The sequence below is a fragment of the Thermoactinospora rubra genome (assembly GCF_002093975.1).
In the GTDB taxonomy this organism is placed as follows: Bacteria; Actinomycetota; Actinomycetes; order Streptosporangiales; family Streptosporangiaceae; genus Nonomuraea; species Nonomuraea rubra_A.
This window is the reverse complement of sequence record NZ_KZ084330.1, coordinates 156,471-179,833: the sequence shown is the minus strand read 5'-3', so window position 1 is coordinate 179,833 and position 23,363 is coordinate 156,471. Positions and strand designations below refer to the sequence as shown.

At 69.9% G+C, this 23,363-nt stretch carries 20 protein-coding genes; 12 read left to right on the top strand and 8 right to left on the bottom strand.

From position 1 onward, the window contains the following. The first annotated feature begins 103 nt into the window (after nt 1–103). Genes BSB02_RS10645 through BSB02_RS10630 form a run of 4 tightly spaced genes read left to right on the top strand, consistent with a single transcriptional unit; the run spans nt 104 to nt 2,670 of the window. Entirely contained in the window at nt 104–724 is a 621-nt protein-coding gene (locus tag BSB02_RS10645; RefSeq protein WP_084958549.1) for a hypothetical protein, read from the top strand. Beyond that, nucleotides 721–1,032, top strand: a complete 312-nt coding sequence (locus tag BSB02_RS10640; RefSeq protein ID WP_084958548.1) for a winged helix-turn-helix domain-containing protein — start codon at nt 721–723, stop codon at nt 1,030–1,032. Before BSB02_RS10645 ends, BSB02_RS10640 begins: the two co-directional genes overlap by 4 nt. Next, a complete protein-coding gene (locus tag BSB02_RS10635) occupies nt 1,029–1,910 on the top strand; it encodes an ABC transporter ATP-binding protein (RefSeq protein ID WP_084958547.1) in 882 nt (293 codons plus the stop codon). Before BSB02_RS10640 ends, BSB02_RS10635 begins: the two co-directional genes overlap by 4 nt. Next, nucleotides 1,903–2,670 (top strand): ABC transporter permease, encoded by a 768-nt coding sequence (locus BSB02_RS10630; protein WP_084958546.1) that lies wholly within the window; start codon nt 1,903–1,905, stop codon nt 2,668–2,670. Before BSB02_RS10635 ends, BSB02_RS10630 begins: the two co-directional genes overlap by 8 nt. 75 nt (nt 2,671–2,745) lie before the next feature. Here the strand turns inward: BSB02_RS10630 and BSB02_RS10625 are convergent, their stop codons facing one another. The 6 genes from BSB02_RS10625 to BSB02_RS10600 form a co-directional block, all read right to left on the bottom strand. Then, the gene (locus BSB02_RS10625) at nt 2,746–4,161 is read right to left on the bottom strand and encodes a S1C family serine protease (protein ID WP_084958545.1); all 1,416 of its coding nucleotides are present in this window, start codon (nt 4,159–4,161) and stop codon (nt 2,746–2,748) included. A gap of 149 nt (nt 4,162–4,310) precedes the next feature. Continuing rightward, the gene (locus BSB02_RS10620; RefSeq protein WP_084958544.1) at nt 4,311–5,825 is read right to left on the bottom strand and encodes an acyl-CoA synthetase; all 1,515 of its coding nucleotides are present in this window, start codon (nt 5,823–5,825) and stop codon (nt 4,311–4,313) included. 102 nt (nt 5,826–5,927) lie between these two features. Beyond that, a complete protein-coding gene (locus BSB02_RS10615; protein WP_084958543.1) occupies nt 5,928–6,515 on the bottom strand; it encodes a hypothetical protein in 588 nt (195 codons plus the stop codon). A 145-nt stretch (nt 6,516–6,660) separates the two neighbouring features. After that, on the bottom strand, nt 6,661–7,488 hold the full coding sequence (locus BSB02_RS10610) for a MetQ/NlpA family ABC transporter substrate-binding protein (protein ID WP_084958542.1): 828 nt from the start codon (nt 7,486–7,488) through the stop codon (nt 6,661–6,663). Between the two features lie 39 nt (nt 7,489–7,527). After that, nucleotides 7,528–8,184, bottom strand: coding sequence for a methionine ABC transporter permease (locus BSB02_RS10605; RefSeq protein WP_084958541.1), 657 nt, complete (start codon nt 8,182–8,184; stop codon nt 7,528–7,530). Continuing rightward, nucleotides 8,181–9,131, bottom strand: a complete 951-nt coding sequence (locus BSB02_RS10600) for a methionine ABC transporter ATP-binding protein (protein ID WP_084958540.1) — start codon at nt 9,129–9,131, stop codon at nt 8,181–8,183. Before BSB02_RS10600 ends, BSB02_RS10605 begins: the two co-directional genes overlap by 4 nt. Before the next feature lie 742 nt (nt 9,132–9,873). Between BSB02_RS10600 and BSB02_RS10595 the strand changes: the two genes are divergently transcribed. The 5 genes from BSB02_RS10595 (at nt 9,874) to BSB02_RS43285 (ending at nt 16,260) form a co-directional block, all read left to right on the top strand. Next, nucleotides 9,874–11,613 carry an ABC transporter family substrate-binding protein gene (locus BSB02_RS10595; RefSeq protein WP_084958539.1) on the top strand — a complete coding sequence of 580 codons (1,740 nt, stop codon included), beginning with the start codon at nt 9,874–9,876 and terminating at the stop codon, nt 11,611–11,613. A gap of 88 nt (nt 11,614–11,701) precedes the next feature. Further along, on the top strand, nt 11,702–13,210 hold the full coding sequence (locus BSB02_RS10590; RefSeq protein WP_084958538.1) for an ABC transporter permease: 1,509 nt from the start codon (nt 11,702–11,704) through the stop codon (nt 13,208–13,210). Nucleotides 13,211–13,223: 13 nt separating this feature from the next. Then, nucleotides 13,224–14,174, top strand: coding sequence for an ABC transporter permease (locus BSB02_RS10585; RefSeq protein ID WP_084958537.1), 951 nt, complete (start codon nt 13,224–13,226; stop codon nt 14,172–14,174). Beyond that, complete coding sequence (locus tag BSB02_RS43290; RefSeq protein ID WP_084958536.1) at nt 14,174–15,280, top strand: oligopeptide/dipeptide ABC transporter ATP-binding protein; 1,107 nt, start codon at nt 14,174–14,176, stop codon at nt 15,278–15,280. Before BSB02_RS10585 ends, BSB02_RS43290 begins: the two co-directional genes overlap by 1 nt. Further along, entirely contained in the window at nt 15,277–16,260 is a 984-nt protein-coding gene (locus BSB02_RS43285) for a dipeptide ABC transporter ATP-binding protein (RefSeq protein ID WP_084958535.1), read from the top strand. The genes BSB02_RS43290 and BSB02_RS43285 overlap by 4 nt, the downstream gene beginning before the upstream one ends. A 46-nt stretch (nt 16,261–16,306) precedes the next feature. Here BSB02_RS43285 and BSB02_RS10570 read toward each other — a convergent pair whose 3' ends face one another. Together BSB02_RS10570 and lon are read right to left on the bottom strand one after the other, a co-directional pair. Next, nucleotides 16,307–17,440, bottom strand: a complete 1,134-nt coding sequence (locus BSB02_RS10570; RefSeq protein WP_084958534.1) for a Fic family protein — start codon at nt 17,438–17,440, stop codon at nt 16,307–16,309. Between the two features lie 113 nt (nt 17,441–17,553). Then, complete coding sequence (gene lon, locus BSB02_RS10565) at nt 17,554–19,911, bottom strand: endopeptidase La (RefSeq protein ID WP_084958533.1); 2,358 nt, start codon at nt 19,909–19,911, stop codon at nt 17,554–17,556. 152 nt (nt 19,912–20,063) lie between these two features. On the opposite strand from lon, the gene BSB02_RS10560 reads away from it, so the two are divergent. From BSB02_RS10560 to BSB02_RS10550, 3 genes are read left to right on the top strand one after another with little or no spacing between them, the layout of a single operon-like run. After that, nucleotides 20,064–21,332, top strand: a complete 1,269-nt coding sequence (locus tag BSB02_RS10560; protein WP_084958532.1) for a sensor histidine kinase — start codon at nt 20,064–20,066, stop codon at nt 21,330–21,332. After that, nucleotides 21,329–21,988, top strand: coding sequence for a response regulator (locus tag BSB02_RS10555; protein ID WP_143590458.1), 660 nt, complete (start codon nt 21,329–21,331; stop codon nt 21,986–21,988). The genes BSB02_RS10560 and BSB02_RS10555 overlap by 4 nt, the downstream gene beginning before the upstream one ends. A gap of 9 nt (nt 21,989–21,997) precedes the next feature. Further along, a complete protein-coding gene (locus tag BSB02_RS10550; protein ID WP_084958647.1) occupies nt 21,998–23,356 on the top strand; it encodes a phenylacetate--CoA ligase family protein in 1,359 nt (452 codons plus the stop codon). Nucleotides 23,357–23,363: the final 7 nt, after the last annotated feature.

The following is a 23,363-nucleotide window of genomic DNA, read 5'->3' as shown; positions in this document are numbered from 1 at the left end:
CGGCCTGCGGCCGGGCGGAGGCCCCTGAGCCCCTGTTTCACAGAGGGATTGAGTTTGCAACGTAGTCAGGTTTACACTGCAAACTAGTTTGCATGGAGGTGACATGGACGAGGATCAGACGCCGAGCCCCGAGGAGACGCTGCGGATCATCGAGCGCCAGGAGGCCGCCACCTTCCGCCAGCTCGTCCCGAACCCGCTGGTCGTCTACACCCCGTGGGGCCTGGCGTGGATCGTCGGCTTCGTGACGTACTTCCTGGCCACCGGGCTCGACGGCACCCCGATCGTCACCATCCCCTGGCAGGTGTGCTTCGCCGTCCTCATGGGCGCGCAGGTCCTGGCGGGAGTCGTGATGGGGGCCGGGCTGAGCAGGTCGAGCCTCCAGATCAAGGGCAGGTCGAGCCAGCAGGGCATGATGTACGGCTTCGCGTGGTTCGTCGGCATGGTGGCGATGGGCGCCATCGGCTCACACTTCGTCACCCGCCTGCCGGACAGCGAGATCCCCCTGCTCTTCACCACCGTGTCCCTCCTGGTCGTCGGCGTCCTCTACATGGCGGGCGCGGCGGTCTGGACGGACTGGCGGATGTTCCTGCTGGGCGCGTGGACGGCGATCGTGGACGGCGTGGCGGCCACGGTGGGCGGCGGCCTGGCGTACCTGATGATCGCGGTGCTGGTGGGCGGCGCCTTCACGGCCGTCGGGATCGTGTACAGGCACCGGGCAGCATGACGAGCGTCGAGCTGGACCCGGTCATCCACGCCCAGGCCAGGCTGCGCGTGGTGGTGGCGCTCAGCACCCTGCGCGAGGGCGACCGCCTGTCCTTCCCGAGCCTGAAGGACCTGCTGGAGATGACCGCGGGGAACCTGTCGGTGCATCTCAGCAAGCTCGAGGAGGCGGGCTACGTCGAGATCACCAAGACCCACAAGGGTCGCACGCCGGTCACCTACGTCGCGCTGACCAGGCGCGGCCGGGCGGCGTTCGAGGACTACAAGGCGGCGGTGCGCGCACTGCTCGACTCGGCGGGAGGAACGGCATGACGGTCCTGGCCAGGACGGTGGAGGTCACCAGGCGCTACGGCGAGGTGCTGGCGCTGGACGGGGTGTCGCTGGACATCCGCCAGGGCGAGCTGGTGGGCCTGCTGGGGCCCAACGGCGCCGGCAAGTCCACGCTCATCAACCTGCTGGTGGGGCTGCGCCGCCCCACCAGCGGCCGGGTGGAGCTGCTGGGCGGCTCCCCCGCCGATCCGGCGGTACGGCGGGGCATCGGCGTCACGCCCCAGGAGACGGGCCTGCCGCAGGCGTTGCGGGTGGGCGAGATCGTCGACTTCGTATCCGCACATTTCCCGGAAAAGACAGACAAGGCGGAGTTACTGGCGCGCTTCGGCCTGGAAGACCTCGTCAAGCGCCAGGTGGGCTCCCTGTCGGGAGGGCAGCGGCGGCGGCTGGGCGTGGCGCTGGCGTTCGCGGGCCGCCCCCGGCTGGTCTTCCTCGACGAGCCGACCACCGGCCTGGACGTGGAGGCGCGCAGGGCGCTGTGGGAGGGGATCAGGGCCTTCCACGCCGAGGGCGGCACGGTGCTGCTGACCAGCCACTACCTGGAGGAGGTCGAGGCGCTGGCCAGGCGCGTGGTGGTGATCGGGCGTGGCAGGGTGCTGGCCGACGACACCGTCCAGGCCGTCAAGGAGATCGTCGGCGTGCGGCGGGTCTCCTTCGGCGCCGACACGCTGCCCGACCTGCCCGGAGTCCTGGACGTGCGGCGGGAGGACGGCCGCTTCCACCTGGTCGTCAGCGATTCCGACGCGCTGGTGCGGGAGCTGGTGGGCAGCGGCGTGCCGTTCGGCGGGCTGGAGATCGCGCCCACGTCACTGGAGGAGGCCTTCCTGGCCCTGACCGCTTCGGAGGCGGCTCATGTCTGATCCCGGCCTTTCTCATCCCGGCCTCGCCCGGCTCGTCCTGGCCCACACCAAGGTGCAGCTCACCGAGCAGCGCCGCATCCCGATCGCGCTGGTCGCCAGCACGTTCTTCCCCGCCGTGGCGATGCTCGCCTTCGTCGTGCCCAACGTGGAGGGAGCGGTCGCCGCGACGGTGGCCACGGCCTCCATGGTCCTGTTCGCCACGATGTCCTCGGCGATGATGGGGCTGGGCATCGGGGTGGCGGCCGACCGCGAGCTGCCCTGGGATCCCTACCTGCGCACGCTGCCCGCGGGGCCGTTCCCGCGGTTCGCGGCGCGGATCCTCACCTTCATGGTCATCGCCCTGATCTCGGTCGTGCCCGTCGTGGTGATCGCGTGGCTGTTCACCGACGCGACGATCACGCCGGTCCGGATGCTGCTGGGCGTGGCCGCGCTGATGGCGACGACCGTGCCGTTCATGCTGATCGGCCTGTTCATCGGCTACCTGCTGCCGTCCAAGGCCGCCATCGCCGTGTCGCAGCTGCTGTTCTTCCCCATCGCGATCCTCGGCGGGCTGCTGGGCAATCCGATGGACCTGCCGGCCTTCATCGACGTGGTCGCGCCGTACATGCCGAGCAGGGGCGCGGTGCAGCTGATCTGGCTGGCGACCACCGACGTGCCGACGCAGACGCTGCCGATCGTGATGCTGGGCGTCTGGACGGTGGTGATGGGCCTGCTGGCCGCCTGGGCCTACCGGCGGGACGAGGGCCGGCGGTTCAGCTGACCAGGACAGCAGGGGGTGTGCCGCCGAGTCCGCAGCGATCTCGACGGCACACCCGTTCAGCGAGGGGGATTCTTTCTAGGAGGTCTTCTCTTTCAGGGTGACCTCTGCTTCCTGGGTCTGGCCACCCCTCATATACGTGATCTTGACCTTCTCGCCGGGTTTGAAACCTCTGACCGCGCCGACAACGGTATCGCCTCCGTCAACTGTCTTGTCCCCGATTTTGGTGATCAGGTCCCCTTCCTGCAGTCCCGCCTCGGCCGCGGGGCTGCCGGCCTGCACCTGCCGGATGAGCGCGCCGGGGACGTCGCCGGTGGCGTCGGTGACGCTCACGCCCAGGTAGGCGTGGCTCACCTTGCCGGATTTGATGAGCTGGTCGGCGACCTGCTTGGCGGTGTTGATGGGGATGGCGAAGCCGACCCCGATGTTGCCGTTGCCGCCGCCGTTGGTGGCGATGGCCGTGTTGATGCCGATCACCTCGCCGGCGGCGTTGACGAGCGCGCCGCCGGAGTTGCCGGGGTTGATGGCGGCGTCGGTCTGGATCGCGCCGCCGATGGTGGTGGCCTGGCTCTGCTGCTGGAGCCGGCCCCAGGGCGACTGGTCCTGCTCGCCGCCCACGGTCAGCGTGCGGTCCAGCGCGCTGACGATGCCGGAGGTGACCGAGCCCTCCAGGCCGAGCGGGCTGCCCATGGCCAGCACGGGGTCGCCGACGCGTAGGCTGTCGCTGTCGCCCAGCTTGGCCGGGGTCAGGCCGGAGACGCCCTCGGCCCGGATGACGGCCAGGTCCGTCTCGGGGTCGGTGCCGACCACCGAGGCCTTGGCCGACTTGCCGTCGCTGAACTTGACGGTCATCTCCCCGCCCGCGCCCTGGACGACGTGGTTGTTGGTGAGGATCAGCCCGTCCTCCGACAGCACCACGCCGGAGCCCTCGCCCGTCCTGCCCTGGATCATCACGACGGACGGCTGGACGCTCTCGGCCACGTCGGCCACGGTGAGCTGGCCGGAGGCGGCCTTGAACGTGGGGCTCCCGGCGCTGACCGAGGCCGGGCGGCCGGCGGCGGTGACGGAGGTGGCGACGAGGGCGCCGGCCGCGCCGCCGCCCAGCGCCGTGGCGGCGAGCGCCAGCCCCGCGATCGCCTTGCGTCCCGCGCCCGACCGCCACGCGCCGGACCTCGATCCGGGCCCGGGCAGGGCCGGCTGGATCAGGGTGTCACCCGGCCGCGGCGGGGGCGGCGGCGTGCCGCCCGCACCCTGGGCCGGGCTGCCGGTCCCCTGGGCCGGGATCCCCTCGGCCGGGCTCTCCTGAACCGGGCTCCCCTGGGCTGGGCTTCCCTGGACCGGGCCGCCGCCGGCGCCCTGGCCGGGGTCGCCGCCCGCCCGGCCGTAAGCCCCAGGCGACGGCGGCGTGGGGCCGAACTGGCTCCAGCCGCCCCCCGAGGCGGGCAGCTGCTCCGTGCGCTCTTCGCCGTGCTCCCGAGGCTCGTTCGCGTTCATCTCATCTCCTCGACTCCCGATGCCTCAAGGCTGGCAACCCGAGCGTTAAGCCTGGTTAAGCCCTTGATCGGGGGAAGCTGAGACGCCTCACGGCCGCTTTATCACCGCACGTCGGCAACCCATCGCCCGCCGTAGGGATGTGAGGAGAATCACTTCCAGTACTCCTCGCGCAGCAGCCGCTTGTACAGCTTGCCCGTGGGGTGGCGCGGCAGCTCCGCGCGGAAGTCCACCGACCTGGGGCACTTGTAGTGGGCCAGCCGCGAGCGGCAGTACTCGATGAGCTCGGCCTCCAGCGCCGGACCGGCCTCGGCCGGGTCCACCGGCTGGACGACGGCCTTGACCTGCTCGCCCATCTCCTCGTCGGGCACGCCCAGGACCGCGACGTCGGCCACCTTGGGGTGGACGGCCAGCACGTTCTCAGCCTCCTGGGGGTAGATGTTGACCCCGCCCGAGATGATCATGTAGGAGCGGCGGTCGGTCAGGTAGAGGTAGCCCTCCTCGTCCAGGTAGCCGATGTCGCCGAGCGTGGTCCAGCCGCGGCCCTGCGGGTCCTGCACCGCGCGGGTCTTGCCGGGGTCGCCGTGGTACTCGAAGCGCGGGCCGTCGGAGAAGTACACGGTGCCGTGCTCGCCCGGCGGCAGCTCGTTGCCCTCCTCGTCCAGGATGTGCACCTTGCCCAGCAGCGGGCGGCCGACCGTGCCCTTGTGGGCCAGCCACTCCTGCGGGCCGACGTAGAGGAAGCCGTTGCCCTCGGTGCCGGCGTAGTACTCGTGGACGATCGGCCCCCACCACTCGATCATCCGCTCCTTGACGGGCACCGGGCAGGGCGCTGCGGCGTGGATGGCGCACCGCAGGCTGGACAGGTCGTACTTCGTCCTGACCTCCTCCGGCAGCTTGAGCATCTTGATGAACATCGTCGGCACCAGCTGCGAGTGCGTGACCCGGTAGCGCTCGACCAGCGCCAGGTACTGCTCGGGGTCGAACCTCTCCATCACCACGACGGTCGCGCCGAGCTTCTGGAAGCACATGCTGTAGCGCAGCGGGGCGGCGTGGTAGAGCGGCGCGGGCGAGAGATAGACGCTGTCGGCCGAGGGCGCGAAGAGGAACTGGATGAGCTGGAGCAGCACGCCCGGCTCGGTCATCGGCGCCTTGGACAGCGGCGGCTTGACGCCCTTGGGCCGCCCGGTCGTGCCGGAGGAGTACAGCATGTCCGCGCCCTGGCACTCGTCCTCGATCGGCGTCGTGGGCTGCGCGGCCACGGCCTCCTCGTAGGAGGTGAAGCCGTCGGCCACCCCGTCGATCATGAGCCTGAGCTCGACCTCGGGCGCGGCCGCCGCCACCTCGGCGAGCCGGGCGGAGGTGATGAAGGCGCGCGCCCCGCAGTTCTCGACGATGTAGGCCAGCTCCTCGGCCTGCAGGCGGGAACTGATGGCGGTGTAGTACAGGCCGGAGCGGTGGGCCGCCCAGGCGACCACGAGGAACAGGGGATGGTTCTCCAGCATGAAGGCGACGTGGTCGCCCGGCCGGAGCCCGGCCGCCCGGAACAGGTGGGCCAGCCGGTTGGACTCCTCATCGAGCTTGCGGTAGGTGACGACCTCCCCGGAACCCGCCATGATCACGGCGGGCTTGTCCGGGCTGACGGCGGCGATGGCTCCCGGGTACATGACCGAACAGTATTCGGTTCGGCGCTTCCCGCGTAAGGCCTCGCCCGGGTACGGCGAAGCCGCGACCCAGGGAAAGGGTCGCGGCTTCGGCGCTGCGGCCTGTCAGGCGGCCGCGTGGTAGACGTCCTTCCAGCCGGAGAAGTGGCTGCGCGGCTTGTGGAAGTCGCCCCTGCTGACGTTCACGAAGATGTGCGCGGCGTCCTTGCCGGTGAAGGAGAAGTGCTTGGGGTGCTTGGAGCAGTTGCGGAAGCTGGTGTAGGACGTCTTGCCGTCGAAGCCGACGACCTTGAACGTCTCCCAGGCGCAGGGCTGCCTCTTGCCCCACCACTTGTAGTTGGCCAGCGTGCTGTCGACCTTGAACGGGTAAACCGTCTTGTCGATCCAGACCGGCACCTTCACCAGGCGCCAGACCTTCTTGCAGACCAGCTTGCCGTCCTTCTTCTTGCAGGCGAGGACCTTCTTCCACTTCTTCTTGAAGACCTTGACCTTGACGGTCTGCTTGTCCACCGTGACGTGGCCGAACGCCTTGGACTTGTAGTTGGTGGAGAAGTAGGGGCCCCAGTCCGCCTCGTGGAAGTGGGCGGGCGGGGTCTGGGTGCTCGCCGGCGCGGCGGTCGCCGCGCCGGGCGCGGCCACGGCGACCATGGTGGCCGCCGTGGCGCCGATGAGAATTCGCGAAACGAGTCGCATTTGGGTCTCCCTCGGGACGAGGTTGTATCGGGATCTTCCTATGCCCCGGGGATTGCCATCGGCTTACAAAGGACTTACATCGGACGATCACGAAAAATAATCGCCCTGGTAACGATGATTTCCGAATTTTTGCTGAAATTCGGTCCTATTCGGCGGCGATCACCGAACCCTGGTACTTCTGCTGGATGAAGTCCTTCACGGCCTTGCTCCGCAGCAGCTCGCCCAGCTTGACCAGGGTGGCGTCCCGCTCGTGGCCGGCCTTCACGACCAGCCCGTTGACGTACGGGTTGCCCTGGGTCTTCTCCAGCACCAGCGCCTCGGTGGCGGGCTTGAGCCCGGCCTCGATGGCGTAGTTGCCGTTGATCACGGCGGCGTCGACGTCCTCCAGGGAGCGCGGCAGCTGCGCGGCCTCGATGGGCTTGAAGGTGAGGTTCTTCGGGTTGCCCACCACGTCGCGCTCGGTGGCGGCGGTGCCCACCCCCTCCTTCAGCGTCACCACGCCGTTGTCGGCGAGCAGCTTCAGGGCCCGGCCGAGGTTGGTGGCGTCGCTCGGGACGGCGACGGTGGCCCCGCTCGGCAGCGCGCCGAGCTCGGTCACCTTCCTGGAGTACAGGCCCAGCGGCTCCAGGTGGACCGGGGCGAGGAAGCTCAGCTTGGTGCCCTTGGAGGCGTTGAAGTCCTCCAGGTACGGCTTGTGCTGGAAGAAGTTGGCGTCGAGCTCGCCCTCCTCCAGCTGCACGTTGGGCTGCACGTAGTCGCCGAACTCCACGATCTGCAGGTTCAGCCCCGCCTTGGCGGCGAGGTTGTCCTTGACGAACGTCAGGATCTCGGCATGCGGCACGGGGCTGGCGCCCACCTTGAGCGTCTGGCCGGCGGCCTCGGGCTTGGCAGCGTCCGTCGCGGACTGTGACGTGCCGCATGCGGTCAGCAACACTGACAGCACGACGGCACCCAGGATGGCCCTCAACTTCATGATCTTTTCCTTACTCGGGTGGCGGGTATTCGGGGATGGCTACTTGTGGGACAGCCTGCGCGCGGCGAAGTCGCCCAGGCTCTGGATCAGTTGCACGATCACGATCAGCACGACGACCGTGGCGAGCATGACGCCGGTCTCGAAGCGCTCGTAGCCGTACCGCTTGGCCAGGTCGCCGAGCCCGCCGCCGCCGATGACCCCGGCCATGGCCGAGTAGCCGATCAGCGCGACCACGGTCACGGTCAGCCCGGCCACCAGGCCGGGCAGGGCCTCGGGCAGCAGCACCTTGCCGACGATCGTCAGCCGGCCGGCGCCCATCGCCTGGGCGGCCTGGACGACGTCCCTGCCGACCTCCCGCAGCGCGGCCTCCACCAGCCTGGCGAAGAACGGCACCGCGCCCACGGTGAGCGGCACGATCATCGCGGTCGTGCCGATCGAGACGCCGACGACGAGCCGGGTGAAGGGGATGAGCGCGATCATCAGCACGAGGAACGGCAGCGAGCGGCCGACGTTGACGATCGCGGCGAGCGCGTTCTGCAGCACGGGGGCCGGCCGCAGCCCGCCCTTGTCGAAGGCCACCAGCGCCACACCCAAAGGCAGGCCGAACACGACGGTGAACAGCGTGGACCAGGCGACCATGTGCACCGTCTCGCCGGTCGCCTGCCACAGCAGCGGCGCGATCTCCTCCCACGTCATGACGCCACCTCCACCAGCAGGCCCCGCTCGCGCAGGTAGGCCAGCGCGGCCTCGCGCCCGCCACCGGCCAGCTCGACGCGCAGCCGCCCGACCGCTCCCCCGGCCAGCTGCTCCACGGCGCCGCCGAGGATGTTGACGTCCACGTCGAACTTGCGCACGACCTGCGAGATCACCGGCTCCTCCGCGTGCCCGGCGAAGGTGACGGTGACCTGCCCGGGCCGCGGCTCGGGCAGCGGGAAGACCTCCCGGGCCAGCCGGGAGCCGGGCGTCCTGAGCAGCTCGGTGATGGAACCGGACTCCTCGATGCGCCCGCGGGCCATGATGGCCACGGAGTCGCAGATGCTCTTGACGACGTTCATCTCGTGGGTGATCAGCAGGATGGTCAGCCCCAGCTCGCGGTTGAGCCGCCTGAGCAGGGCGAGGACGGACTCGGTGGTGCCGGGGTCGAGGGCGGAGGTGGCCTCGTCCGACAGCAGCACAGAGGGGTTGCCGGCCAGCGCCCTGGCGATGCCGACGCGCTGCTTCTGCCCGCCCGACAGCTGACGCGGATGGTCCTTGCCCCGGCCTTCCAGCCCGACCAGCTCCAGCAGCTCGGCCACGCGGCGCCGCCGCTCGGCGCGGGGCACGCCCATCACCTCCAGGGGGAAGGCGACGTTGCCGGCGACGGTCCGCGACGACAGCAGCGCGAAGTGCTGGTGGACCATGCCGATGCGGCGCCTGGCCCGGTTCAGCTCGCGCTGTCCCAGGGCGGTCAGCTCCTGGCCGTCGACGGTCACGGTGCCGGCGTCGGGCCGTTCGAGCAGGTTGACGCAGCGCAGCAGGGTGCTCTTGCCGGCGCCGCTCTGGCCGAGCACGCCGAAGATCTCGCCTTGGCGCACGTGCAGGCCGACGCCGTCGAGAGCGACGGTGGAGCCGTACACCTTGCGCAGGCCGCAAGCCTGGATCACGGAAGTTCCCCCACGGATGGACGGACGGACGAGGTCGGGTCTTCGAGGGGTACGGCTAGCGCGTGCCGGGGTGGAAGGGCAGGTGGGACAGCCTGCGCAGCACGAAGCTGGGACGGATCACGGCGCTGGGGAACCTTCGGGGAGAACGGGCGGGACGGGGATTCAGCGGCACATGCGGCGACACATCTCGCCGGCTGTGCACACGCAGGGCATTCGGCCTCCGCGCATGGTGCGGCGCATCAGGCCGCCCATGGGGCCCGCACACGTCGCCTTCGCCTCGTTCACGTTCCCGACAACAGCCACCTTGACAGGAGCTATTCCAGGAACGCCGGTGACATGCCTCACACGCCGAACCAGCCATTGCGCGGATTGCGCATCACGTGCAACTTGCGCCACTCTCTGTGACGACGCGCAAGACGATCGCGGACGCCGCTCCAGGTCGCGGCGGTGTTCTCAGGCCCGCTGGTCGCGGCGCGCTCCGCCGTACCGGAAGACGGTTTGGGACAGCCCCGCGACGTCAGGGCGGCCATCACGGAGCGTAGCGGATGATCGCGGAGTGGTTGATTGAGTTTTCCCAATCGATCGGGCATTCATCACCAATATCCCCGTTGTGCCACCAATCTGTCACAAGTCTGCAACTCGGGGTCTCATTCCCTTGTCGAAACGGCCCCGGAACTGCTCAGATCCCCACATCCCCCTAAAGGACCGCTCGCCATGGGCGGACTCAACAAGGAGCGCTCTTGTGAGCAATCGCAAGCAAGTCGGGTTCATCGCGGGACTGACGGTGAGTGCACTGCTACTCGCCGCCTGCGGATCGAACAACCAGGCCGGCACCCCCACTGGGTCTCCCGCGGCCACGGGCGGCACTGCGGCGGCCGACACGATCGCCTACGCCGAGGCGCAGGAGTTCAACAGCTACAACTCCATCGCTGTGAACAACCTGACCAACCGCATGATCATGCAGAACGTCCTGAGTGGCTTCTGGGACTTCGGCGAGGGCGGCAAGGTCACCCCGAACACCGAGTTCGGCACCTACGAGAAGACCTCCGACGACCCTCTCACGGTCAAGTACACGATCAGCGACAAGGCGGTCTGGTCCGACGGCACGCCCATCGACTGCGACGACGTCCTGCTGTGGTGGGCCGCCAAGTCCGGCAAGGGCGGCGAGTTCCAGGTCGACGGCACCGCGGGTGTCGAGACGACCAAGGCTCCCAACTGCGAGAAGGGCGGCAAGACCTTCGAGCTGGTCTACTCCGAGCCGTTCGCCGACTGGGACTCCAACGGCCCGGGCAACAACGAGCTGCTGCCCGCGCACGTCGCCTGGAAGGAAGCCGGGCTCACCGAAGAGGACTTCATCGCCGCCGCCAAGGCCGCGGACACCAAGAAGCTGGAGCCGGTGGCCAAGGCCTTCAACACGATCTGGGTGGTCGACGGCGCCCTGCCGAGCGCGGACAAGATCCCGGCCTCGGGCCCGTACAAGATCCAGTCGATGCAGGCCGGCCAGTCGGTGACCCTGGTCGCCAACGACAAGTACTGGGGCGAGCCGCCGAAGACCAAGACGCTGATCCAGCGCGTCATCCCCGAGGACCAGCAGGTCCAGGCGCTGCAGAACGGCGAGGTGCAGGTCATCGAGCCGCAGCCCAACACCGACCTGGTCAAGCAGCTGGAGGGCCTGCAGGGCATCACGGTGAAGACCGGCGACTCGTTCACCTACGAGCACCTGGACTTCAACTTCGACTCCAGCCCCTTCAAGGACAAGGCCCTGCGTGAGGCCTTCGCCCTGTGCGTGCCGCGGCAGCTGATCGTCGACAACCTGATCAAGCCGGTCAGCCCCAACGCCCAGATGCTCAAGGTGCGCAACGTCCTGCCGTTCGAGCAGACCTACGAGCAGGTCGCCCAGGGCACCGGCTGGGAGAAGTACCAGCAGCCCGACGTCGCGGCCGCCAAGGCCATCCTGGAGAAGGCCGGCAAGGTCGGCCAGGAGGTCAAGATCGGCCACATCATCCCGAACCCGCGTCGTACCTCGACCGTCGACCTGATCCGCGACTCCTGCGAGCAGGCCGGCTTCAAGATCGTCGACAAGGGCGAGGAGAACTTCTTCGAGGCCGACGGCGGCCTGACGCAGAACACCTACGACGTGGCGCTGTTCGCCTGGGTCGGTTCCGGCCAGGTCAGCGGCTGGTCCTCCACCTACACCACGCCGAAGAAGTGCGACGCCAACAACAAGGAGAACAACAACGGCTGCTACAGCAACAAGGAGGTCGACAAGCTCATCAAGCAGCTGAACGCCACCGTCGACAAGGCGCAGCAGCCGGCGCTCATCAACCAGATCGAGAAGATCCTGTGGGATGACGTGGCCACGATCCCGCTGTTCGCCCACCCGCAGGTGACCGCCTGGGACGAGAAGGTCCAGGGCGTCATCCCGAACCCGGCCCAGTCCACCTTCGTCTGGAACGCCGAGGACTGGACGCTGGCCTCCTAGGCCGATCACTCACGAGGAACTCAGACGCGGGGCGGATCTCCTCCCCCGCCCCGCGTCTGTTCCATCCCGGAACCACAGGGGGTAATCGGTGATCGCCTTCATCGCGCGAAGACTGGGGATCTCGGTCTTCGTCCTTCTCGCGGCCACCATCATCATCTACGTCATGACCGCGCTGTCCGGCGACCCGCTCGCGGACCTCCGCCAAGAGCAGGGGCCCGACCGCGAGGAGAAGATGCGGGTCCGGTCGGAGCGGATGAACCTGGACGTGCCCATCCCGGTGCGCTACCTGCAATGGCTCGGCGGCCTGCTCAGCGGCGACCTGGGCGTCAACAGGGAAGGCCAGAGCGTCGCCATCATCCTGGGCAACGCGCTGTCGGCCACCCTCCAGCTGGTCGTCGCCGCCACCGTCATGGCCATGCTCATCGGCATCACGGTCGGCATCATCTCGGCGCTGCGCCAGTACAGCGGGTTCGACTACACCGTGACGTTCATGGCGTTCATCGCCTTCTCGCTGCCGCTGTTCTGGCTGGCGGTGATGCTCAAGCAGTACATCGCCATCGAGTTCAACACCTGGCTGCGCGACCCCGTCATCGACCCGCCGGTCATCGTGGTCGTCTCGCTCATCTCCGGCCTGACATGGGGAGCGCTCACCGTCGGCACCCAGAAGGCGCGCCTGACCAGCTTCGCCATCGGCGCGGCCGTGGCGGCCGTCTTCCTGACCTTCCTGTCCGCGACCCGCTGGTTCGCCGACCCGGGCCTGGGCACGGTGGTCATCGGCCTGCTGGCGTTCGGCACCGCCGTGGGCGTCACGGCGCTGTTCGCCGGCCTGCAGTACCGGGGCCCCCTCTACGCCGCCCTCGCCGCCGCGGGCGTCGGCACCGCGCTGTCGGCGGTCATGCCCGGCCTGCTGGTGGACCCGACGTGGCTGGAGCTGTTCGGCCTGCTGCTGCTCACCGTCGCCGTCTGCGTCGGCCTGGGGTACGCCCTGGGCGGGCTGCAGCGCCGCCAGGCGGTCACCGCCTCCGTGCTCACCGGCGTCGTGACCGCGGGCCTGATCTTCATGGACGCCCTGCTGAACGCCTTCTCCGCCTACAGCAGGCGCATGCGCGGCCGGCCCATCGCCACGATCGGGTCCAACACCCCGAACTTCCGCGGCGACTTCTGGCAGCTCACGCTCGACTCGGCGACCCACCTGCTGCTGCCGACGATGGCGCTGATCCTCATCTCGCTGGCCACCTACACCCGCTACAGCCGCGCGAGCATGCTTGAGGTGATGAACCAGGACTACGTGCGCACCGCCCGCGCCAAGGGCCTGCCCGAGCGGACCGTGATCGTCAAGCATGCCTTCCGCAACGGCATGATCCCGATCACCACGCTGATCGCCTTCGACTTCGCCGGCGTCATCGGCGGCGCGGTCGTCACCGAGAGCGTCTTCGGCTGGAAGGGGATGGGCAACATGTTCCTGGAAGGCCTGCGGACCGTCGATCCGGCTCCGGTGATGGCGTTCTTCATCGTCACCGGCGGCGCGATCGTGATCTGCAACATGCTGGCCGACATCCTGTATGCCTATCTCGACCCGCGGATCCGGCTGTCGTGAAGGAGCGCAACGCATGACACTCTCGGTTTCCGCCCCCAGCGGCGACGCCCAGGGCATGACCATCGTCGCCAGGACCCAGGGTCAGCTGGTACGGCGGCGCTTCTTCCAGCACAAGGCGGCCATGGCGGGCCTCACCGTGCTGCTGGCCATCGTGGTCCTGGCCTTCACCTCGGTGGGCTTCGGCCCCTTCGACGGGTGGTGGAAGTACAACTGGACCCAGACCGGCACGGTCGTCAACGGCGGCCAGCCGACGCTCACGCTGTGGCCGTTCAGCCTGGGCGAGCACCCCTTCGGCCAGGACAACGTGGGCAAGGACTACTTCGCGCTGGTAATGCGCGGCGCCCAGCAGTCGCTGCTCGTGGCCTTCCTCGTGGGCATCGTCGCCACCACGGTGGGCACCCTCGTCGGCTCCCTGTCCGGATATTTCCGGAAATGGACGGAGGCGGTGCTCATGCGGTGGACGGACGTGATGATCACCATCCCGGTCCTGCTCATCGCCGCCATCGTCGGCCGCATGGCCGGCGGCTCGGGCATCATCGTCCTGGGCCTGGCCCTGGGCCTGGTCATCTGGCCGCAGCTGGGCCGCCTGGTCCGCGGCGAGGTGCTGTCGCTGCGCGAGCGCGAGTTCGTCGAGGCGGCCCGCGCCATCGGCACCCGCCCCCGGCGCATCATCTTCAAGCACATCCTGCCCAACACCCTGGGCATCATCATCGTCAGCGCCACCCTCACCATCGCCAACGCGATCCTGCTGGAGTCGGCGCTGTCGTTCCTCGGAGTCGGCGTGCAACCACCTGACATCTCCCTCGGCCAGCTCATCAGCTTCTACCAGGGAGCCATGCTCACCCGGCCCTGGCTGTTCTGGTGGCCCGGCGTGTTCATCATCGCGATCGCCCTGTCCATCAACTTCATCGGCGACGGTCTGCGCGATGCGTTCGACCCCCGCCAGAACCGGGTGCGTGCCTGATGAGCGAGATCCTCAACAGCCACGACGGCGTCGTGGAGGACACGCACGTCGCGGTCCGCCTGGAGGACGTCCGGCCGCCGTCGGACGAGGAGATCCTCCGCGTCGAGAACCTGACCGTCGAGTTCCCCACCGACGACGGCATCGTCCACGCGGTGCGCGGCGTCTCCTACACGTTGCACGAGCGCGAGGTGCTCGGCATCGTCGGCGAGTCGGGCTCGGGCAAGTCCGTCTCCTCCATGGCGGTCATGGGCCTGCTGCCGCGCAACGCCCGCATCCACGGGAAGATCCTCTACCGCGGCGACGACATCCTGAAGATGTCCCCCCGCCGCCAGCGGGACCTGCGCGGCAAGAAGATCGCCATGGTCTTCCAGGACCCGATGACCGCGCTCAACCCCGTCTACACCGTCGGCGACCAGCTCGCCGAGGCGGTGCTCGCCCACGAGCTGATGCCGCGCAAGGACGCGCTGGCCCGCGCCAAGGAGATGCTCGACCTGGTCGGCATCCCGCAGGCCGAGGCCCGGCTGCGGGCCTACCCGCACGAGTTCTCCGGCGGCATGCGGCAGCGCGCCATGATCGCGATGGCGGTCATCAACAACCCCGACGTCATCATCGCCGACGAGCCGACCACCGCGCTCGACGTCACCGTCCAGGCGCAGATCCTCGAAAAGCTCATCGAGGTCAAGGACGCGGTCAACGCGGCCATCGTGCTCATCACGCACGACCTCGGGGTGATCGCCGGGATGGCGCACAAAGTGCTGGTGATGTACGCGGGCAAGCCGGTCGAGGTGACCGACACCGACTCGATCTTCTACCGGCCGCGCATGCCGTACACGGCGGGCCTGCTGGGCTCGATGCCGGCCCTGGAGACCACGGGGCACCGGCTGCGGCCCATCAAGGGCGCCCCGCCCTCCCTCATCAACCTGCCGCCGGGCTGCCCCTTCTCCCCGCGCTGCCCGCTGGCCGACGAGGTGTGCGTGACGCGCGAGCCCGAGCTGATGCTCACCGACGGCCTCGAGCACCGGGCCGCCTGCCACCACTGGGAGAAAATGGCCTCGGTGGAGGACCCGACGGTGTTCTTCCGGGCGGAAAGCGAGATCAAGGGATGAGCCTGCTGCAGGTCGAGGACCTGGTGATGAACTTCCCCGTGCGCGGCTCTGGCCTGCTGCGCCGGGTCGTCGGGCACGTCCAGGCGGTCAGCGGCGTCTCGCTGCACGTCGAGGAGGGCGAGACGCTCGGCATCGTGGGCGAGTCGGGCTGCGGCAAGTCCACCACCGGGCGGGCCATCCTCCAGCTGCACAAGCCCACCTCCGGGTCGGTGAGGTTCGAGGGCAGGGAGCTGGTCGGCCTGCCGTACAAGCAGATGCAGTCCGTGCGGCGGGACATGCAGATCGTCTTCCAGGACCCCTACGCCTCGCTCAACCCCAAGCTGCCGGTCAACGACATCATCGCCGAGCCGCTGAAGGTGCACGGCCGCTGGCGCGACGGCGGCAAGAAGCGGGTCGCCGAGCTGCTGGAGCTGGTCGGGCTCAACCCCGAGCACGGCAACCGCTACCCGCACGAGTTCTCCGGCGGCCAGCGGCAGCGCGTCGGCATCGCCCGGGCGCTGGCGCTGGAGCCCAAGCTGCTCATCCTGGACGAGCCGGTCTCCGCGCTGGACGTCTCGGTGCAGGCGGGCGTCATCAACCTGCTGGAGGACCTGCAGGAACGGCTGGGCCTGGCCTATCTGTTCATCGCGCACGACCTGTCGGTGGTGCGCCACATCTCCGACCGCGTCATGGTCATGTACCTGGGGAAGGTGGTGGAGACCGGCCCCCGGGACGACCTGTACGACCGGCCCGCCCACCCCTACACCCAGGCGCTGCTGTCGGCCGCCCCCAAGGCCGACCCGCGCGAGGAGCGGCAGCGCCAGCGCGTCATCCTCACCGGCGAGGTGCCCAGCCCCCTGGACCCGCCCACCGGATGCCGCTTCCGCACGCGCTGCTGGAAGGCGCAGGAGATCTGCGCGGTGGAGGAGCCGCTGCTGGTCGACCGCGGCAACGGCCACCCGGTGGCCTGCCACTTCGCGGAGGTCAAGGCGGCCGTCTGAGCGTCGCGCCCGCGGCCCGGCGGCTTCGCCGGGCCGCGGCTCGCCTTCAGCGGGACCGGTAGGGGTCGCGCAGGGGCGTCACGCGCTCGGCGAACCGCTCCTTGATGCGCCGCATGCGAGGCCCGGGCGCGTAGAAGCGCCCCTTGGTCTCGCCGTACGGCTGGAGCCATCCCTTGGCCGCCAGGTCGCGCAGGTCGCGCGTGGCCTGGCCCTGGCTGAGCCCCTCGTCGGCCTGGTAGCGGGTACGGCGCAGCCGCGTGTTGACGAACACCTCATACAGGGCGGAAACGCAGCGGGTGTGCAGCCCGTCGGCGTCGACCTGCTCTTCGAGGAGCATCCAGATCTCCCCCGCCTCGGTCAGCCGGCGCTGGACCCGCTGGGCCTGCATGTGGTGGGCGCGCAGGCAGAACCGCACCCAGGGCAGCGTGTCGTCGTGCGGGCTCCACCGTCTGCGCCCCACGGCGCCGAGCACGTCGTAGTACTCCATCGTGACGCGCGGCTGGCCGAGCCACTCCTCGATCGAGCAGAACTCCGGTGTGGTGATCTGGTCGCGCCCGAGGACCAGGGTCTGAAGCGCACGTGACATGCGGCCGTTCCCGTCGCGCCACGGATGGATCTTCACCAGCGTGAGATGCGCCATGGCTGCCCGAACGTAGCTGTGGGCGTCGAGGTCGCCGGCATTCAGCCAGTCGACCAGTTCGTCGAGGAGGCCGGGCACTTCCTCGGCGTCAGGCCCCTCGTAGACGACCTCTCCCGTGTCGGAATCGCGTATGTAGATGCCGCCGGGCCGGGCTACTCCCGGGGTCTTGTCGCGATGGTGGCCGATCATCATGAAGTTGAGCGCGTGCAGCAGCCCCACGTCGTAGCGGAAGGCGTGGGCGCGGGCCAGCAGCTGGATGTAGGTGAGCGCCTGCTGGTATCCCGCGATCTCCCGGGCCACCGCAGACGACGCCTCCAGCGGCTCCTCCCCCTCCATGATCGACTCGATGTCCTCCACGCTCGCGCGATAGCCCTCGATGGAGTTGGATCCCTGGATCGCGCGCGCCTGGAGCTGGCGGCGCAGCTGCCCGTCCCAGCGGTGTGGCTCGGCCAGGCGGTATTTCAGGTCGCGCCGCATCTCCTCGATCTCTCCGAGGACCGCCTCGTCGACCGGCTCCAGCTTCGGCGTGCCGTACAACATGGACCCATGACAGCATGCCTGAATCATTGAGTCAAACAACGTGATGATTCATACATATGGCGCCGCCCCGTCGTACCGGGACATCCGTGACGGCGGGGCGGCGTGGGAGGCGGTCAGGCGGCGGCGTGGGTGGCCACCTTGGCCGGGGTGAGCGCGATGTCGAGGACCTCGCGCACGTCGCTGACCGTGTGGATGGTCAGCTCCTCGCGCACCTTCTCCGGCACGTCGTCCAGGTCCGGCTCGTTGCGCGCCGGGATGAGCACGGTGGTGATGCCGGCCCGGTGGGCGGCCAGCAGCTTCTGCTTGACGCCGCCGATCGGCAACACCCGCCCGGTCAGCGAGATCTCGCCGGTCATGGCGACGTCGGGGCGGACCTGGCGGCCCGACAGCAGCGAGGCCAGCGCCGTGGTGAGCGTGACGCCCGCGGAGGGGCCGTCCTTGGGCACGGCGCCCGCCGGGAAGTGCACGTGGACGGCGCGGTCCTTCAGCGCGGTGACCGGCAGCTCCAGCTCCGCGCCGTGGGAGCGCAGGTAGGACAGCGCGATCCGCGCCGACTCCTTCATCACCTCGCCCAGCTGCCCGGTGAGGGTCAGGCCGGTGTCGCCGGTCTCGGGGTCGGCCAGCGACGCCTCGACGTACAGCACGTCGCCGCCGGCCCCGGTGACCGCCAGGCCGGTGGCCACGCCGGGCACCGAGGTGCGCTGGCGCGACTCCGGCAGCGAGGACTCCGGCACGAACCGCGGCCGGCCGAGGTAGTCCTCCAGGTCGGAGGCGCTCACCGTGACCGGGAGGGACTCCTTGACGGCGACCTTCCTGACGATGCGGGCGATCGACCGCTCCAGCGAGCGGACGCCGGCCTCGCGGGTGTACTCGGCGGCCAGGCGGCGCAGCGCGCCGTCCTCGATGACGACCTCGCCGGGCTCGAACCCGGCCAGCGACAGCTGCTTGGGCACCAGGTGGTCGCGGCCGATGGCGACCTTCTCGTCCTCGGTGTAGCCGTCGAGGGTGACGACCTCCATGCGGTCCAGCAGCGGGCCGGGGATGGACTCCAGGACGTTGGCGGTGGCCAGGAACAGCACGTCGGACAGGTCGAGCTCGACCTCGAGGTAGTGGTCGCGGAAGGTGTGGTTCTGCGCCGGGTCCAGCACCTCCAGCAGGGCGGCCGTGGGGTCGCCCCGGTAGTCGGCGCCGACCTTGTCGATCTCGTCGAGCAGCACGACCGGGTTCATCGAGCCCGCCTCGCGGATCGCGCGGACGATGCGGCCGGGCAGCGCGCCGACGTAGGTGCGCCGGTGGCCGCGGATCTCCGCCTCGTCGCGCACGCCGCCGAGCGCCACGCGGACGAACTTCCTGCCCATGGCGCGGGCGACGGACTCGCCCAGCGAGGTCTTGCCGACGCCGGGCGGGCCGGCCAGCGCGAGGACGGCGCCGCTGCGCCGGCCGCCGACCACGCCCAGGCCCTTGTCCTGGCGGCGCTTGCGCACGGCCAGGTGCTCGATGATGCGGTCCTTGACGTCCTCCAGGCCGGTGTGGTCGGCGTCGAGGACGGCGCGGGCGTTCTTGAGGTCGTAGTTGTCCTCGGTCCGCTCGTTCCACGGGATGTCGAGGATGGTGTCCAGCCAGGTGCGGATCCACCCGGTCTCCGGCGACTGCTCGGAGGTGCGCTCCAGCTTGCCGACCTCCTTGAGGGCGGCCTCGCGCACCTTGTCGGGCAGGTCGGCGGCCTCGACGCGGGCGCGGTAGTCCTCCTCCTCGGAGTCGGCGTCGCCGCCCAGCTCCTTGAGCTCCTTGCGCACGGCGGCCAGCTGCTGGCGCAGCAGGAACTCGCGCTGCTGCTTCTCCATGCCCTCCTGGACGTCCTTGCGGATGGACTCGGCCACGTCCAGCTCGGCCAGGTGCTCGCGGGCCCACTCCACCAGCTTGGCCAGCCGCTCGGCGGGGGCGGCGGTCTCCAGCAGCTCCACCTTCCGCTCGGTGCTCAGCCAGGTGGCGTAGCCGGCCAGGTCGGCCAGCGCGGAGGCGTCGTCGATCTGGTTGACCTGGTCGACGACCTGCCACGCGCCGCGCTTTTGCAGGATCGTGGTGACCAGGGCCTTGTACTCCTTGGCGAGCTCCTGCGCGCGCTCGCCGGCCGGGGGGACGTCGACGGTGAGCGCCTCGACCCACAGCGCGGCGCCCGGTCCCGTGGTGCCCTGCCCGATCCGCACGCGGTTCACGCCTCGCACCACCGCGGCCGGCTCGCCACCGGGGAGCCGGCCGACCTGCTCCACGACGGCCTGCACGCCGACGGCGCCGTAGCGGCCGTCGATCCGGGGAACGAGCAGGACGCTCGGCTTGTTGCCACCAGTCGCCCGGGCGGCGTCGATCGCCGCGCGGACGTCGGAGTCTGAAAGATCCAGCGGAACCACCATGCCCGGCAGGACGACCGCGTCGTCGAGCGGCAGCACCGGCAGGGTCAAGCTCTCACTCATGCGAACTCCAATTGGTTGAGTTACATAGACTCAATTAACAAGAGCCTAGGGTTGTTCCCAACCCTGAGCCAGTTCGCTGTCAGCGATCGTAATCGTGTAAGCGATACCTGAGGGGGACGCGGGCGACGCGGCGCCGCTCGTAGGCTGAGCGGATGATCTCCGCCGTGGCGCGGCCGTTCAAGCTGGCCCTGTTCACCGGCCGGGCCGGTCCGCCGCAACACTCGTTCCTGCGGTTCCCGATGCCGAGGTGGCTGGGCCTGCTGCCGTTCCGCGGCCTGGACGTGACGCTGGTGGCGGACGTCGCGATCGCGTTCTTCGTCTACGCCACGAGCCTGAGCTACCTCCTCGGGGAGAACGACAAGCGGCCCCTGTCGAGCGGGATGGGCATGATCTATCTCACGGCCCTGGCCTTCTCCGTGCCGATCGCGATGCGGCATCGCTGGCCGCTGGCCGCCTGGCGGGTCCTGATGCTGGGCACGCTCGCCACGCTCGTGGTGCAGGCGGAGCTGCGCTCCGCGGGGACGCCGCTGTTCCTGCCGGGCACCGTGGTGGCGGGGGCGCTGTGCCTGTACGCGGTCGCGGTGCGCTGCGACCGCGACGCCACGCTGGGCGCCTGGGTCGTCTCCGTGGGGTTCGTGTGGCTGGTCGACCAGCACGAGTACTCGCTGCTCTTCGGCGCGATCATCCCGACCGTGGCCGTCCTGTTCGGCCACAACGTGCGGGTACGGCGCAGCGCGACGGCCAGGCTCGCCGAGGAGAAGGAGCGCACCGAGATCGCCGAGGCGGCGCAGGCCGTGCTGGAGGAACGCGCGCGCATCGCCCGCGAGCTCCACGACGTCGTGGCGCACCACATGTCGGTGATCGCGATCCAGGCGGAGGCGGTGCCGCTGGAGGCCGCGGGCGATCCCCGGCGGCTGGAGGCGGGCCTGGCCACGATACGCTCGCTGTCCCTGGAGGCGATCGCCGAGCTGCGGCAGATCCTCGGCGTCCTGCGCGACGGCGAGGGCCGCGTGGAGACCGCGCCGCTGCCGGGGCTGGAGCGGCTGGAGGACCTGCTGGCCAACGCCCGGGCCGCCGGGCTGGAGGTCGAGCTCCGCCGCTCCGGGCCGGTGGAGGACGTGCCGCAGGCGGTGGGGCTGTCGGCGTACCGGATCCTGCAGGAGTCGCTGAGCAACGTGATGCGCCACGCCCCCGGGGCGCGGGTGCGGGTCGAGCTGGAGCGTGAGGAGGAGGCGCTGCGGTTGAGGGTGATCAACAGCGTGGGACTCCCCCAGGACGCCGCGGTACGGCGGAGCGGGGGCGGGCAGGGGCTGCTGGGCATGCGCGAGCGGGCGGCGGCGCACGGCGGGAGCCTGCGGGCGGAGGTGCTGCCCGGCGGGGGCTTCGAGGTCGCCGCCGTCCTGCCGCTGGAGGCCGCGTGATCCGGGTCCTCATCGCCGACGACCAGGGCATGGTGCGCACGGGCTTTTCGGTCTTCCTCGGCACCCAGCCCGACATCGAGGTCGTGGGCGAGGCCGCGGACGGCCTGGAGGCGGTCGAGCGGGCGCGGGCGCTGCGGCCGGACGTGGTGCTGATGGATGTGCGGATGCCGCGGATGGACGGGCTCGCGGCCACCCGGCAGATCTCCGCCGATCCCGAAATTTCGTCAAAAGTCCTCATCCTGACCACCTTCGACCTGGACGACTACGTCTACGAGGCCCTGCGCGCCGGAGCCAGCGGCTTCCTGCTGAAGGACGCCTCGGCCGCCCAGCTCGCCGAGGCGGTCCGCGTCGTGGCCGCCGGCGAGGCGCTGCTCGCCCCCGCGGTCACCAAGCGGCTGATCCGCGAGTTCGCGCGCCTCGGCGGCCCGCGCGCGCCCGCGGTCAGGCGCCTGAGCGAGCTGACCGAGCGGGAGACCGAGGTGCTGGCGCTGGTCGCCCAGGGCCTGTCGAACCAGGAGATCGCGGGCCGGCTCACGGTCGCCGAGCAGACGGTCAAGACGCACGTCGGGCGCGTCCTGATGAAGCTCGGCCTGCGTGACCGCGCCCAAGCGATCGTTTACGCCTACGAGACCGGCCTGATCCGTCCGGGGGATTAGAGTCGGTTGGTGGACCTGCTCGCTTTCTTCCGGCGCGTGGCCGCCACCGTGCCCGCCTACGCCGCCTTCCTGGCCGAGCGGGGCGTCTCGCCCGGCGCGGTCACCGACTTCTCGCAGGTGCCGATCACGGCCAAGGACACCTACATCCGCCGCTATCCCCTGCCCCAGCTGTGCCGCGGCGGCCGGATCGGCGACATGATCGCGGTGTCGTCCGGCTCGACCGGGACGCCCGCGTTCTGGCCCCGCTCCACGCGCGACGAGCTGGTGATCTGCGACCGCTTCGAGGAGGTCTTCCGCGACTCCTTCGACGCCCGCTCCCGCCGTACCCTCGCCGTGGTCTGCTTCGCCCTGGGCACGTGGGTGGGCGGGCTGTTCACCTACGGCTGCCTGCGGATGCTCGCCGAGCGCGGCTACCCGCTCACCGTCGTCGCGCCCGGCAACGACCGGCGCGAGATCCTCCGCGTCATCCCCGAGCTCGCGCCGCACTTCGACCAGGTCGTGCTGCTGGGCTACCCGCCCTTCCTCAAGGACGTGATCGACTCCGGCCTGCCCTGGCACGAGTGGAACGTCAAGCTCGTCACGGCCGGGGAGGTCTTCAGCGAGGAATGGCGCACGCTGGTCGCCGCGCGTGCCGGCATCGCCGACCCCGTCCGCGGCATCGCCTCCCTGTACGGCACGGCCGACGCCGGCGTGCTCGGCAACGAGACGCCGCTGTCGGTGGAGATCCGCCGGTACCTGGCCCGCTCGCCGGAGCTGACCAAGGAGCTGTTCGGCGAGCCGCGCCTGCCCACGCTCGTGCAGTACGACCCGGAGGTCCGTTTCTTCGAGGAGCACGAGGGAACGCTGGTGTTCTCCGGGGACAACGGAATCCCGCTGGTGCGCTACCACATCGCCGACGAGGGCGGCATCGTGCCGTACCACCGGATGACGGAGTTCCTGCGCGGGCACGCCTTCCGGCCCTCGCAGCCCGGGCCGCTGCGGCCCTTCGTCTACGTCTTCGGGCGCTCGCACTTCACGGTGTCGTACTACGGGGCGAACATCTACCCGGAGACCATCGCGATCGGGCTGGAGCAGCCCGAGGTCGCCCCGCTGGTGACCGGGAAGTTCGTCGCGGAGGTGGTGGCGGACGCCGAGCACGACAGCCAGCTGGTGATCACCGTGGAGCTGGCTCCGGGAGTGCCGCGGGGATCGGGCGTGGAGCTCATCGGGGAGGCGATCCTGCGGCAGCTGCGCCGGCTCAACAGCGAGTTCACCGCCTACGTGCCGCGCCACCGGCAGCCGCCGGTGATCCGGCTGCGGGAGACCGGCGACCCGGAGTACTTCCCGCCGGGAACCAAGCACCGGTACGTGCGCGACTCCTCCAGGTGACGGACGG

Excerpts from the sequence above, each read along its gene's own strand:
- BSB02_RS10645 (WP_084958549.1), top strand. The coding sequence starts at position 104 with ATGGACGAGGATCAGACGCCGAGCCCCGAGGAGACGCTGCGGATCATC.
- BSB02_RS10640 (WP_084958548.1), top strand. The coding sequence starts at position 721 with ATGACGAGCGTCGAGCTGGACCCGGTCATCCACGCCCAGGCCAGGCTG.
- BSB02_RS10635 (WP_084958547.1), top strand. The coding sequence starts at position 1,029 with ATGACGGTCCTGGCCAGGACGGTGGAGGTCACCAGGCGCTACGGCGAG.
- BSB02_RS10630 (WP_084958546.1), top strand. The coding sequence starts at position 1,903 with ATGTCTGATCCCGGCCTTTCTCATCCCGGCCTCGCCCGGCTCGTCCTG.
- BSB02_RS10625 (WP_084958545.1), bottom strand. The coding sequence starts at position 4,161 with ATGAACGCGAACGAGCCTCGGGAGCACGGCGAAGAGCGCACGGAGCAG.
- BSB02_RS10620 (WP_084958544.1), bottom strand. The coding sequence starts at position 5,825 with ATGTACCCGGGAGCCATCGCCGCCGTCAGCCCGGACAAGCCCGCCGTG.
- BSB02_RS10615 (WP_084958543.1), bottom strand. The coding sequence starts at position 6,515 with ATGCGACTCGTTTCGCGAATTCTCATCGGCGCCACGGCGGCCACCATG.
- BSB02_RS10610 (WP_084958542.1), bottom strand. The coding sequence starts at position 7,488 with ATGAAGTTGAGGGCCATCCTGGGTGCCGTCGTGCTGTCAGTGTTGCTG.
- BSB02_RS10605 (WP_084958541.1), bottom strand. The coding sequence starts at position 8,184 with ATGACGTGGGAGGAGATCGCGCCGCTGCTGTGGCAGGCGACCGGCGAG.
- BSB02_RS10585 (WP_084958537.1), top strand. The coding sequence starts at position 13,224 with ATGACACTCTCGGTTTCCGCCCCCAGCGGCGACGCCCAGGGCATGACC.
- BSB02_RS43290 (WP_084958536.1), top strand. The coding sequence starts at position 14,174 with ATGAGCGAGATCCTCAACAGCCACGACGGCGTCGTGGAGGACACGCAC.
- BSB02_RS43285 (WP_084958535.1), top strand. The coding sequence starts at position 15,277 with ATGAGCCTGCTGCAGGTCGAGGACCTGGTGATGAACTTCCCCGTGCGC.
- BSB02_RS10570 (WP_084958534.1), bottom strand. The coding sequence starts at position 17,440 with ATGTTGTACGGCACGCCGAAGCTGGAGCCGGTCGACGAGGCGGTCCTC.
- lon (WP_084958533.1), bottom strand. The coding sequence starts at position 19,911 with ATGAGTGAGAGCTTGACCCTGCCGGTGCTGCCGCTCGACGACGCGGTC.
- BSB02_RS10560 (WP_084958532.1), top strand. The coding sequence starts at position 20,064 with ATGATCTCCGCCGTGGCGCGGCCGTTCAAGCTGGCCCTGTTCACCGGC.